Source organism: Pseudomonas sp. D3-27, from assembly GCF_051132165.1.
Taxonomy (GTDB): Bacteria; Pseudomonadota; Gammaproteobacteria; order Pseudomonadales; family Pseudomonadaceae; genus Aquipseudomonas.
Genome location: NZ_CP071667.1, coordinates 4,300,782 through 4,313,225, shown reverse-complemented (window position 1 = coordinate 4,313,225; position 12,444 = coordinate 4,300,782). Strand labels below are relative to the sequence as shown.

The following is a 12,444-nucleotide window of genomic DNA, read 5'->3' as shown; positions in this document are numbered from 1 at the left end:
AGCTGGTCGGGGGCGGTTCGCTCCAGAAATGAGAGGCGTAGGAACACGCACCCGGATCAGCCTATGCGCGACGCCCTGAAAAATAGGCGTAGCGACACACTGCCTATTTAACAGCAAAGCCGGGGCCTTCTCAAACGTGTTACAGAGGCGCGGCACGCTGTTCGTCGGCCAGGGGCATGGGAGGGACGCTTGCCGGCGACGGGCAATGGATGTTGAATTCTCACCGTCTTGCCGGAACCGTCCGACGTCCCAGCTTGTCGGTTCAGGATGGCTGGCGATTTGTCGCAGGATATCGACCGCGACACCCGCTAGAGTGAATTCACCATCGTCAGGAGATCAACCATGGCAATTGATATCGGTATCAGCGAAGAAGATCGCAAGTCCATCGTCGACGGACTTTCGCGGCTGCTGTCGGACACCTATGTGCTGTACCTCAAGACCCACAACTTCCACTGGAACGTTACCGGGCCGATGTTCCGCACCTTGCACCTGATGTTCGAAGAACAATACAACGAGCTGGCGCTGGCGGTGGATTCGATCGCCGAGCGAATCCGTGCGCTCGGCTTCCCGGCGCCTGGCGCTTATTCGGTGTATGCGCGTTTGTCTTCCATCAAGGAGGAAGAGGGCGTACCGGCGGCAGAGGATATGATCCGGCAATTGGTCGAGGGGCAGGAAGCGGTGACGCGCACCGCTCGCGGTATCTTTCCTTTATTGGACAAGGTCAGCGACGAGCCCACCGCCGACCTGTTGACGCAGCGTATGCAGGTTCACGAAAAAACCGCGTGGATGTTGCGTTCGTTGCTGGAAGATCGCTAAGCCCCGGGCCGGCGATGGTGCTGCCGTTGGCGTCATCGCCCGCCACTGCGTGTAGGAACGCATGATTCATCGCCAGCGCCCTGTTGGCTTGTCCTACGTTGATGGTCAAAAAGTCATCTGGAACTGGCGATCCAGTTGAGCTTCCATAGCACCACAGATCGGTTGTTCCGACTGAGGTTCGTATGGCAAAGGAGTGTCAACGGTATGATCCAAGGAAAAGACCCCAGGGAAAGTGTGCGCGGACGACCGCAGTCCGTGAAGATCGACCCGTTCGTCAGTGGTTTTGACATGCAACTGGCGCGGCCGCTGGCCCGCTCCATCCGACTCAACGGATTCGCCACCTGCCTGCGGCTGGAGCAGGTCTATTGGGATATTCTCGGTGACCTGGCGCAGCTCAACAGCTGCTCCGTCAGCACCTTGCTGTCCCATGTGGACAGGGAGGTCCACCTGCGTCATGGCGGCGTGCGTAATTTCAGTGGGCTGGTGCGCGTTGTCTGCGTGGTTCACAGCCTGAAGGAAATGCACGGGAGTGATCCAGGTCTTGGCTGAACGATATTATCGGCAATGACTGTGCGGTCTTACGGCTGCACAGGCCGCATTTAATGGATATAATCCCGCTCTTTGCCGCAAAGCCGGGCTTTGCGTGAATAACCTGATCGCCGAGACAACCCCCATGCCGATGTACGACTATCAATGTGCTTCCTGTGGTCATCAGATGGAAGCCATTCAAAAAATCAGCGCGGCACCGCTGGTCGATTGCCCCGCCTGCCAAGCGCCGGAGCTGAAAAAGATGCTGTCCATGCCTGGTTTCCGCCTCGGCGGCACGGGCTGGTATGAAACCGACTTCAAGACCGGCGCCAAGAAGAACCTGGCCGGTGGCGACAAGGCTGACTGAGTTGAACACGCGCGGGTTCTTGCACGGGCAGGGCCTCCAACCGAATTTCGAATTACGAGAAGTGAAACCACTACCATGATGCGCAGCCATTATTGCGGCCAACTGAACGAAAGCCTGGAAGGTCAGGAAGTTACTCTTTGCGGATGGGTCCATCGTCGCCGTGACCATGGCGGGGTGATTTTCCTCGATATCCGTGATCGTGAAGGCCTGGCCCAGGTAGTGTTCGATCCTGACCGCGCCGAAACCTTCGCCACCGCCGACCGCGTGCGCAGCGAATACGTCGTCAAGATCACCGGCAAGGTGCGCCTGCGCCCGGCTGGCGCTGGCAACGCCAATATGGCGTCCGGCATGATCGAAGTGCTGGGCTACGAGCTGGAAGTGCTCAACGAGGCGGAAACCCCGCCGTTCCCGCTCAACGAATATTCCGACGTAGGCGAGGAAACCCGCCTGCGCTATCGTTTCATCGACCTGCGTCGTCCGGAAATGGCCGAGAAGCTGCGCCTGCGTTCGCGCATGACCACCAGCATCCGTCGTTACCTGGACGAGAACGGCTTCCTCGACGTCGAGACGCCGATCCTGACCCGCGCCACGCCGGAAGGCGCCCGCGATTACCTGGTGCCGAGCCGTACCCACCCCGGCAGCTTCTTCGCCTTGCCGCAATCGCCACAGCTGTTCAAGCAACTGCTGATGGTGGCCGGGTTCGATCGCTACTACCAGATCGCCAAATGCTTCCGCGACGAAGACCTGCGTGCCGACCGTCAGCCTGAGTTCACCCAGATCGACATCGAGACCAGCTTCCTCGATGAAAAAGACATCATGGGCCTGACCGAAGGCATGATCCGCAACCTGTTCAAGGAAGTGCTGGACCTGGAATTCGGCGATTTCCCGCACATGACCTTCGAAGAAGCCATGCGCCGCTACGGTTCCGACAAGCCAGACCTGCGTATTCCGCTGGAGCTGGTGGACGTGGCCGATCAGCTCAAGGAAGTGGAGTTCAAGGTATTCAGCGGCCCGGCCAACGATCCGAAATGCCGTATCGCTGCCCTGCGCGTTCCCGGTGGCGCGAGCATGCCGCGCAAGCAGATCGACGACTACACCAAGTTCGTCGGCATCTACGGTGCCAAGGGCCTGGCCTACATCAAGGTCAACGAGCGCGCGGCGGGTGTCGATGGCCTGCAATCGCCGATCGTGAAAAACATCCCGCAGGACAACCTCAACGTGATCCTCGATCGCGTGGGCGCGGTCGATGGCGACATCGTGTTCTTCGGCGCCGACAAAGCCAAGATCGTCAGCGAAGCCTTGGGCGCATTGCGCATCAAGCTGGGTCACGACCTGAAGCTGCTGACCTGCGAGTGGGCTCCGCTGTGGGTCGTTGATTTCCCGATGTTCGAAGAAAACGACGACGGCAGCTTCTCCGCGCTGCACCACCCGTTCACCGCGCCGAAGTGCTCGCCACAAGAGCTGGAGGCCAACCCGGCCACCGCCCTGTCGCGTGCCTACGACATGGTCCTTAACGGCACCGAGCTGGGTGGCGGTTCGATCCGTATCCACCGCAAGGAAATGCAGCAGGCCGTGTTCCGCCTGTTGGGTATCGATGAAGCGGAACAGGAAGAGAAGTTCGGCTTCCTGCTGGACGCCTTGAAGTACGGCGCGCCGCCCCATGGTGGCCTGGCCTTCGGCCTGGATCGCCTGGTGATGCTGATGACCGGCGCCCAGTCGATCCGCGAAGTCATCGCGTTCCCGAAAACCCAGAGCGCGGCGGATGTCATGACCCAGGCGCCTGGCGTCGTGGATGCCAAGGCATTGCGCGAGTTGCACATTCGTCTGCGTGAACAGCCAAAGGCTGAGTAAGGCTGGCTCTTGAGAGGGCGCATCTTCGGATGCGCCTTTTCATTGGGGTCGATATTTTTGCTTGTCGGCTACCGCGCATGCGCGGGGGCGGGCAATGTTCCAGAGAAAAACCGGAGCGAGTTATGGCAGGTCATTCCAAGTGGGCGAACATCAAGCACCGCAAAGAACGTCAGGATGCCAAGAGAGGCAAGATCTTCACCAAGTGGATCCGTGAATTGACAGTCGCGGCCCGCCAGGGTGGCGGCGATCCGGGCTCCAACCCGCGCTTGCGCCTGGCATTGGACAAGGCCTTGGGCGCGAACATGAGTCGCGACATCATCGACCGAGCGATCGCCCGTGGCGCCGGTGCGACCGAGGCCGACAATGTCGAGGAGCTGACTTATGAAGGCTACGGCCCGGGCGGCGTGGCGGTGATGGTCGAATGCATGACCGACAACCGCAACCGCACCGCCGCGGCCGTGCGCCACGCATTCAGCAAATGCGGCGGCAACCTGGGCACTGACGGTTCGGTGGCTTATCTGTTCGAGCGCAAGGGGCAGATCAGCTTCGCGCCGGGTATTGATGAGGATGCCCTGACCGAAGCGGCCCTGGAGGCCGATGCCGATGATGTGGTCGGTCACGAGGACGGTTCGTTCGACGTGTTCACGTCGTTCGCCAGCTTCTATGCCGTGCGCAACGCCCTTGAGGCGGCCGGTTTCAAGCCTGCCGACGCGGAAATCGTGATGCAACCGACCACCAGCGCCGAACTCGACCTGGAAGGCGCCGAGAAAGTGCTCAAGCTGATCGACATGCTGGAAGACCTGGATGACGTGCAGAACGTTTATTCCAACGCTGATATTCCTGAGTCGGTGGCTGAACAACTAGGCTGATAGGTTCGTTGTAACTGCACGATCATCAATGTGGGAGCGAGCTTGCTCGCGATAGCGGTAGATCACCCAACGCTATGTTTGCTGACCCGACGCCATCGCGAGCAAGCTCGCTCCCACAGGCCCAGGTAACCCCCTTCAAACCGCAGGCGTTATGACTTTAATCCTTGGTATCGACCCTGGTTCGCGCATCACCGGCTATGGCGTGGTTCGCGACACCGGTCGCGGCTGCGTGTACGTCGCCTCTGGTTGCATCCGCACCGGCGCGGGCGAGCTGCACGAGCGCTTGCAGATTGTTTATCGCGGCGTGCGCGAAGTCATCCAGACCTACGGTCCGGTGACGATGGGCATCGAAAAGGTTTTCATGGCCCGCAATGCCGACTCCGCCCTGAAGTTGGGGCAGGCCCGGGGGGCGGCCATTGTGGCGGGCGCCGAGGAAAGCCTGGAGATTGCCGAATACACGGCGACCCAGGTCAAGCAGGCGGTCGTCGGCACTGGCGCGGCGAACAAGGAGCAGGTGCAGATGATGGTGATGCACTTGTTGAAACTGGTCAGCAAGCCGCAGATAGACGCCTCTGACGCCCTGGCCATCGCCATTTGCCATGCCCACACCCGTTCCAGCCTGGTGCCCCATGGCCTGGGAACCGCACGCAGTCGTGGCGGGCGCCTGCGTCTCTGATAGCATCAGCGCTTCATTCATGAGCCCGAGCGAATTGCGCCTGTGTCGTCGGCCTTCTGCTCGTGTTGTTATTCGCCAGCCAGTGGCTGGCCAACGCCCAAGGATCTGAAACGTGATTGGACGCTTGCGCGGCACCCTGGCTGAAAAACAGCCGCCGCACCTGATTCTGGATGTAAACGGCCTGGGCTATGAGCTCGAGGTGCCGATGACCACGCTGTATCGCTTGCCGTCGGTCGGTGAGCCGCTGACGCTGCACACTCATCTGGTCGTGCGCGAGGATGCGCAGTTACTCTATGGCTTCGTCGGCAAACGCGAGCGCGATTTCTTCCGCGAGTTGATCCGTCTCAACGGTGTTGGCCCGAAACTGGCCCTGGCCTTGATGTCGAGCCTGGAAGTCGACGAGCTGATTCGTTGCGTGCAGTCCCAGGACACCTCGGCCTTGACCAAGGTGCCAGGGGTCGGCAAGAAAACCGCCGAGCGTTTATTGGTGGAGCTCAAGGACCGCTTCAAGGCCTGGGAAGCCGTGCCGGCAATGTTCGCGCTCGTTCCGAACCAGCCGGATGCGCCCGCACCGGCAGCCAGTGCTGAAAACGATGCGGTCACCGCGCTGATATCCCTGGGCTACAAGCCTCAAGAAGCCAGCAAGGCGATTTCCGCGATCAAGGAAAAAGGCTTGAGTACCGAAGACATGATTCGCCGCGCCCTGAAGGGAATGATTTAAGTGATTGAAGCCGATCGTCTGATTGCCGCCACGGGCGCGCCCCGAGACCGCGAGGAAGTCCAGGACCGCGCGATTCGCCCCGTCAGCCTGGCCGACTATATCGGCCAGCCGACCGTGCGCGAGCAGATGGAGCTGTTCATCCAGGCAGCCCGTGGGCGCAGCGAATCGCTGGACCACACCCTGATCTTCGGCCCGCCGGGCTTGGGCAAGACCACCCTGGCCAATATCATTGCCCAGGAGATGGGTGTGTCGATCAAGAGCACGTCCGGGCCGGTGCTCGAGCGGCCAGGCGACCTTGCGGCGCTGCTGACCAATCTGGAGCCCCATGACGTGCTGTTCATCGACGAAATCCACCGGCTGTCGCCGATCGTCGAGGAAGTGCTGTACCCGGCCATGGAAGATTTTCAGCTCGACATCATGATCGGCGAGGGGCCTGCGGCGCGCTCCATCAAGCTCGACTTGCCACCTTTTACCCTGGTGGGCGCCACCACCCGCGCCGGCATGCTGACCAATCCGTTGCGGGACCGTTTCGGCATCGTCCAGCGCCTGGAGTTCTACAGCAACGCCGACCTGGCAACGATTGTCAGCCGCTCGGCCGGCATCCTCGGGTTACCGCTGGACCCGGACGGTGCGTACGAAGTCGCCCGGCGCGCCCGGGGTACACCGCGTATCGCCAACCGCCTGCTGCGTCGGGTCCGGGACTTTGCCGAAGTCCGGGCCAAGGGCCACATCACCAAGCCGATCGCGGACCTGGCCTTGAACCTGCTGGACATCGACGAGCGCGGTTTCGATCATCAGGACCGGCGCCTGCTGTTGACCATGATCGAGAAATTCGACGGTGGCCCGGTGGGCGTGGACAGCCTGGCGGCCGCCATCAGCGAAGAGCGTCACACCATTGAAGACGTGCTGGAACCCTACCTGATCCAACAGGGCTATATCATGCGCACCCCACGCGGGCGCGTGGTGACGCGTCATGCTTATCTGCACTTCGGCTTAAACATCCCGACACGAATGGGGGAGATGCCGGTGGTAGACGAGTTCCTCGATGCGGTAGACGATTGAGCGCGCGCTGTACGACGACTTTTTTTCAGTTCGTGCTGTCCCAGACCACGCCTGGAGCGTCAATGCGTTCGAGAATGAAAAAACAGTTGCCTGGCCGGATTGGCAACCTGAGGAGTAAGCACTAGAGTATGCGCGCGCAAAACGGGCTGGAGTCGTTCGCACATCGCTGTCGCGTTTATTACGAGGACACCGATGCCGGCGGCATCGTTTACTACGTCAATTACCTCAAGTTTATGGAACGGGCTCGAACCGAACGGCTGCGGGAACTGGGTTTCGCCCAATCCGCGCTGGCAGGGGAGGACCTGTTATTCGTCGTGCATTCCAGCGAAGCGCGCTACCACGCGCCGGCGCGACTGGACGACGAGCTTGTGGTGACTGCCGATGTCATCGAATTGAACCGCGTCAGCCTGCGCTTCAAGCAGCAGGTCAGGCGCGCTGCGGATAATGTGCTGCTCTGCGAAGGGCAGTTTTTGGTGGCCTGTGTGCGCACCCATAGTTTGAAACCCCGGGCCATTCCCGAAGCTCTACGCGCGGCCTTTGCCGGCGTGAGCGGCGCGGGTACACACTCAGAGCAGGAGATAAAGCGTGGAAGCTAACGTCGTCGACCATTCCTCCATGTGGAGCCTGGTCAGCAATGCCAGCGTCGTGGTGCAACTGGTAATGCTGACCCTGGTAGCCGCATCGGTGACCTCATGGATCATGATTTTTCAGCGCAGCAACATGCTGCGCGCCGGTCGCCGTGCCTTGGAGAGCTTCGAAGAGCGCTTCTGGTCCGGTATCGACCTGTCCAAGCTGTACCGCCAGGCCGGCAGCAACCCGGACCCGGATTCGGGCGTCGAGCAGATCTTCCGCGCCGGCTTCAAGGAGTTCTCCCGTCTGCGCCAGCAACCGGGCGTCGACCCTGAAGCGGTGATGGAAGGCGTGGCCCGTGCGATGCGCGTGGCCATCTCCCGCGAAGAAGAAAAGCTCGAACAAGGTTTGCCGTTCCTGGCGACCGTCGGTTCGGTCAGCCCGTACATCGGCCTGTTCGGTACCGTCTGGGGGATCATGAACTCCTTCCGTGGCCTGGCATCCGCCCAGCAAGCGACCCTGGCCACCGTGGCCCCGGGCATCGCCGAGGCACTGATCGCCACCGCCATCGGCCTGTTCGCGGCGATCCCGGCCGTTATCGCCTACAACCGTTTCGCTGCCCGCAGCGAAACGCTGACCAGCCGCTACTACACCTTCGCCGATGAATTCCAGGCGATCCTGCACCGCAAAGTGCACACCAGCGAAGAATAAGCAGGTATTTCCCGATGGCTTTAATCGCTCGAGCCCGAAACAAGCGCAAGCCGGTTGCCGAGATGAACGTAGTGCCCTACATCGACGTGATGCTGGTGCTGCTGGTCATCTTCATGGTGACCGCGCCCATGCTCAATCAGGGCGTGAAGGTCGATCTGCCCAAGGTTTCCAGCGAAGCCTTGCCGCAGGACAACAACACCCAGGTACTGACCATTTCGATCAAGGCTGACAAGACCTACTACTGGAATCTTGGCAGCGAAGTGGACACCGAGAAGCAGCAGGACCGGGCCATGACCTTGCCGCAGATGACCGACGCGGTGACCAAGATCATCAATGCCGGCAACAGCAATGGCAAGCGTACCCAGGTCTTCATTCGCGGCGACAAGACTGTCGACTACGGCGCCGTGATGGGCGCCATGGGCGGCCTGCAGAAAGCCGGAGTCGGTAATGTTGGCTTGATCACCGAGGCCCCCTGATGCAGCAACAGCGAGAGCCGTCCGCCTCGGAAAGCTACTTCTGGCCCAGTGTTCTGGCAATCGGCCTGCATGTGCTGGTGTTCGGCATGCTGTTTGTCAGCTTTGCCATGACCCCGGAGCTGCCGCCGGCCAAGCCGATCGTGCAGGCGACCCTGTACCAGCTCAAGTCAAAAAGCCAGGCCACCACGCAGACCAACCAGAAGCTTGCCGGCGAGGCGAAGAAATCCGCTGCGCGCCAGACCGAAGTCGAGCAGATGGAGCAGAAAAAGGTCGAGCAGGAAGCCGTAAGGGCAGCGGAACAAAAGAAAGAGGAAGCTGCTCAAAAGGCCGAAGAAGCGAAAAAGGCCGATGAGGCAAAAAAAGCGGACGAGGCTAAAAAGGCAGACGAAGCCAAGAAAGCCGATGACGCGAAGAAAGCCGCCGAGGCCAAGAAGGCAGAAGAGAAACAATTGGCTGATATAGCCAAGAAGAAAGCCGAAGAAGAAGCCAAGAAAGCCGCTGAAGAAGAGGCCAAGAAAGCGGCCGCTGAAGAAGCGAAGAAAAAGATTGTCGAGGACGCGAAGAAAAAAGCGGCCGAGGACGCCAAGAAGAAAGCTGAAGCTGAAGAGGCGAAGAAGAAAGTCGCCGAAGACGCGAAGAAGAAAGCCGCCGCCGACGCCGCCAAGAAAAAGGCCCAGGACGCAGCGCGTAAATCCGCCGAAGAGAAAAAGGCCCAGGCCCTGGCAGATTTGCTTTCCGACACGCCGGAACGCGAGCAGGCATTGGCCGACGAGCAGGGCGATGAAGTCGCCGGTAGCTTCGACGATCTGATTCGCGCCCGGGCGGCGGAAGGCTGGGCTCGTCCACCTTCGGCGCGCAAAGGCATGACAGTTGTATTGCAAATTGGCATGTTGCCCGACGGTACGGTTACCTCGGTCAGCGTAGCCAAGTCCAGTGGCGATGGTCCGTTCGACGCTTCGGCGGTCGCGGCGGTCAAGAACATTGGGCGATTGACGGAAATGCAAGGGATGAAGCCGAGCGATTTTGCTCCGTATCGTTCGTTCAAGATGACATTCACACCTGAGGATCTAGCCTTGTGAGAAACCTTCTTCGATCAATGCTCGTCGTTATCTGCTGCTTGGCAGGGATAGCGGTAGCAGAGGAAAAGAACATCCTGGTCACCAGCGGCAGCGACCGGGCGACGCCGATCGCCGTCGTTCCGTTCGGTTGGCAGGGCGGCAGTGTCTTGCCGGATGACATGGCTGAGATCATCGGCAACGACCTGCGTAACTCCGGTTACTACGCGCCGATTCCGAAGCAGAACATGATCAGCCTGCCGACCCAGGCCAGCGAAGTCATCTACCGTGACTGGAAGGCGCTGGGCGCCCAGTACATCATGGTCGGCAGCATCGTTCCGGCGGGCGGTCGCCTGCAGGTGCAGTACGCCTTGTTCAACGTCGCCACCGAGCAGCAAGTGCTGACCGGCAGCGTATCGGGCAGTGTCGACCAACTGCGCGACATGGCCCACTACATCTCCGACCAGTCGTTCGAAAAACTCACCGGCATCAAGGGCGCGTTCTCTACCCGCATGCTTTACGTGACGGCCGAGCGCTTCTCCGAGAACAACACCCGCTACACCCTGCAACGCTCCGACTATGACGGCGCGCGCGCGGTGACCTTGCTGCAATCGCGCGAGCCGATCCTGTCGCCGCGTTTTGCCCCCGATGGCAAGCGCATCGCCTACGTATCGTTCGAGCAGAAGCGTCCGCGTATCTTCGTGCAACACATCGACACCGGTCGCCGTGAGCAGATCACCAACTTCGAAGGCCTGAACGGCGCGCCAGCCTGGTCGCCGGACGGTTCGCGCCTGGCGTTCGTACTGTCCAAGGACGGCAACCCGGACGTCTACGTGATGAACCTGGCTTCGCGCTCGATCTCGCGCGTGACCAATGGCCCTGGCATCAACACCGAACCGTTCTGGGGCAAGGATGGTTCGACCATCTACTTCACCTCCGACCGCGGTGGCAAGCCACAGATCTACAAGACCAGCGCCGGTGGCGGTGGTGCCGAGCGCGTGACTTTCGTCGGCAACTACAACGCCAACCCTAAATTGTCGGCGGACGAAAAGACCCTGGTGATGATCCATCGCCAGGACGGTTTCACCAATTTCAAGGTGGCGGCCCAGGATTTGCAGCGCGGTAGCGTAAAAATCCTAACTGATAGCACTCTGGACGAGTCACCTACTGTTGCGCCCAACGGCACCATGGTAATCTACGCCACCCGCCAGCAGGGCCGGGGAGTCTTGATGCTCGTGTCCATTAATGGACGCGTGAGGCTCCCGCTTCCTACCGCTCAAGGCGAAGTCAGAGAACCGTCCTGGTCCCCTTACCTGAACTGACGCGGCGCAATACGTTTTACTTAACACACTGGGGTTCATTAGGAGTTTCACGATGGAAATGCTGAAGTTTGGTAAATTTGCTGCGCTGGCTCTGGCCATGGCTGTAGCTGTAGGTTGCTCGTCCAAAGGCGGCGACAACGCCGGTGAAGGCGCTGTTGATCCAAACGCTGGTTACGGCGCTAACACTGGTGCAGTTGACGGCTCCCTGAGCGAAGAAGCTGCTCTGCGCGCAATCACCACCTTCTACTTCGAATACGACAGCTCGGACCTGAAGCCAGAAGCCATGCGCGCTCTGGATGTTCACGCCAAAGACCTGAAAGGTAACGGCGCTCGCGTTGTTCTGGAAGGCAACACCGACGAACGTGGTACTCGTGAGTACAACATGGCACTGGGCGAGCGTCGTGCGAAAGCCGTTCAACGCTACCTGGTTCTGCAAGGTGTTTCCCCAGCTCAGCTGGAACTGGTTTCCTACGGCGAAGAGCGTCCAGTTGCTACCGGCAACGACGAGCAGTCCTGGGCTCAAAACCGTCGCGTCGAACTGCGTAAGTAATTCGTCATGCGAACGTGCCGTCGTGCTGTAACTGTCCTGGCTCTCAGCCTCGCGCCGCTTGCGGCGTGGGCTGCGGTTCCTGTGGTCGATAACGACTCCGGCTATAACAATAGCGGGAGCAGCTATCCGCCTGCGGGTTACGGTACGAACGGCGCCTATGCCGGGGGAGGGGTTTCGGCCCCTGTCTCGGCACAGGGCGAGCTGTTCAACCAACTGCAGCAAATGCAGGATCAACTGTCACGCCAACAAGGCGCGATTGAAGTTCTGCAAAATGAAGTGTCGCGCATGAAGCAGGAAAGCCTGGAGCGATACCAGGATCTTGATCGGCGCATAGGAACCGGCGTTGCACCTGCCGCGACTCCTGAGAATTCTCCAGCCGGTGGCGACTTGAACGCCCCCGGTGCAGCCGCAGGCGCTGGGGCTAGCGCTCCAGCAGCACCTGCAGCCGGTGGCGAACCGGCGGATCCGGCGAAGGAAAAGCTCTATTACGATGCTGCCTTCGACCTGATCAAGGCCAAGGATTTCGACAAGGCCAGCCAGGCCTTTACCGCTTTCTTGCGCAAATACCCCAACAGTCAATATTCGGGTAACGCCCAATACTGGCTGGGCGAAGTGAACCTCGCCAAGGGCGACCTGCAAGGCGCCGGCCAGGCGTTCGCCAAGGTTTCGCAGCTGTATCCCAAGCACGCCAAGGTGCCGGATTCGCTGTACAAGCTCGCTGACGTAGAACGCCGCCTCGGTCACACCGACAAGGTCAAGGGCATTCTGCAGCAGGTGGTGGCCCAGTATCCGGGGACTTCCGCCGCCCAGTTGGCCCAGCGTGATCTGCAACGCATGTAAGGCTGTTTGACCTGCTTTGAAGAAACCCGC

The 12,444-nt window shown here is 60.3% G+C and carries 15 protein-coding genes; all 15 read left to right on the top strand.

Annotated elements, in window-relative coordinates; translation table 11 throughout:
• Positions 1-342 precede the first annotated feature (342 nt).
• On the top strand, positions 343-816 hold the full coding sequence (locus J3P92_RS19635) for a Dps family protein (protein ID WP_039591690.1): 474 nt from the start codon (positions 343-345) through the stop codon (positions 814-816).
• Positions 817-1,020: 204 nt separating this feature from the next.
• On the top strand, positions 1,021-1,365 hold the full coding sequence (locus J3P92_RS19630; protein WP_434560329.1) for a ribbon-helix-helix domain-containing protein: 345 nt from the start codon (positions 1,021-1,023) through the stop codon (positions 1,363-1,365).
• 124 nt (positions 1,366-1,489) lie between these two features.
• Positions 1,490-1,711 carry an FmdB family zinc ribbon protein gene (locus J3P92_RS19625; RefSeq protein WP_003178589.1) on the top strand — a complete coding sequence of 74 codons (222 nt, stop codon included), beginning with the start codon at positions 1,490-1,492 and terminating at the stop codon, positions 1,709-1,711.
• Positions 1,712-1,786: 75 nt separating this feature from the next.
• Positions 1,787-3,562 (top strand): aspartate--tRNA ligase, encoded by a 1,776-nt coding sequence (gene aspS / locus J3P92_RS19620; RefSeq protein ID WP_420765257.1) that lies wholly within the window; start codon positions 1,787-1,789, stop codon positions 3,560-3,562.
• Between the two features lie 122 nt (positions 3,563-3,684).
• Entirely contained in the window at positions 3,685-4,431 is a 747-nt protein-coding gene (locus J3P92_RS19615; protein ID WP_434560327.1) for a YebC/PmpR family DNA-binding transcriptional regulator, read from the top strand.
• 151 nt (positions 4,432-4,582) lie between these two features.
• A complete protein-coding gene (ruvC, locus tag J3P92_RS19610) occupies positions 4,583-5,107 on the top strand; it encodes a crossover junction endodeoxyribonuclease RuvC (protein WP_434648728.1) in 525 nt (174 codons plus the stop codon).
• 112 nt (positions 5,108-5,219) lie between these two features.
• Positions 5,220-5,828: a Holliday junction branch migration protein RuvA gene (gene ruvA, locus J3P92_RS19605; protein WP_039591695.1), complete on the top strand. Its 609-nt coding sequence runs from the start codon at positions 5,220-5,222 to the stop codon at positions 5,826-5,828.
• Positions 5,829-6,890: a Holliday junction branch migration DNA helicase RuvB gene (ruvB, locus tag J3P92_RS19600; protein WP_175363048.1), complete on the top strand. Its 1,062-nt coding sequence runs from the start codon at positions 5,829-5,831 to the stop codon at positions 6,888-6,890.
• A 128-nt stretch (positions 6,891-7,018) separates the two neighbouring features.
• Positions 7,019-7,486 (top strand): tol-pal system-associated acyl-CoA thioesterase, encoded by a 468-nt coding sequence (ybgC, locus tag J3P92_RS19595; protein WP_030140799.1) that lies wholly within the window; start codon positions 7,019-7,021, stop codon positions 7,484-7,486.
• Complete coding sequence (gene tolQ / locus J3P92_RS19590) at positions 7,476-8,171, top strand: protein TolQ (RefSeq protein ID WP_030140798.1); 696 nt, start codon at positions 7,476-7,478, stop codon at positions 8,169-8,171. Before ybgC ends, tolQ begins: the two co-directional genes overlap by 11 nt.
• Before the next feature lie 23 nt (positions 8,172-8,194).
• Positions 8,195-8,647, top strand: a complete 453-nt coding sequence (gene tolR, locus J3P92_RS19585; RefSeq protein WP_162254906.1) for a protein TolR — start codon at positions 8,195-8,197, stop codon at positions 8,645-8,647.
• Positions 8,647-9,726, top strand: coding sequence for a cell envelope integrity protein TolA (tolA, locus tag J3P92_RS19580; protein WP_045156747.1), 1,080 nt, complete (start codon positions 8,647-8,649; stop codon positions 9,724-9,726). Before tolR ends, tolA begins: the two co-directional genes overlap by 1 nt.
• The gene (gene tolB, locus J3P92_RS19575) at positions 9,723-11,024 is read left to right on the top strand and encodes a Tol-Pal system beta propeller repeat protein TolB (protein WP_039591701.1); all 1,302 of its coding nucleotides are present in this window, start codon (positions 9,723-9,725) and stop codon (positions 11,022-11,024) included. Before tolA ends, tolB begins: the two co-directional genes overlap by 4 nt.
• 52 nt (positions 11,025-11,076) lie before the next feature.
• Complete coding sequence (pal, locus tag J3P92_RS19570; protein ID WP_042121796.1) at positions 11,077-11,574, top strand: peptidoglycan-associated lipoprotein Pal; 498 nt, start codon at positions 11,077-11,079, stop codon at positions 11,572-11,574.
• Positions 11,575-11,580: 6 nt separating this feature from the next.
• On the top strand, positions 11,581-12,414 hold the full coding sequence (ybgF, locus tag J3P92_RS19565; protein WP_420765254.1) for a tol-pal system protein YbgF: 834 nt from the start codon (positions 11,581-11,583) through the stop codon (positions 12,412-12,414).
• Positions 12,415-12,444 lie beyond the last annotated feature (30 nt).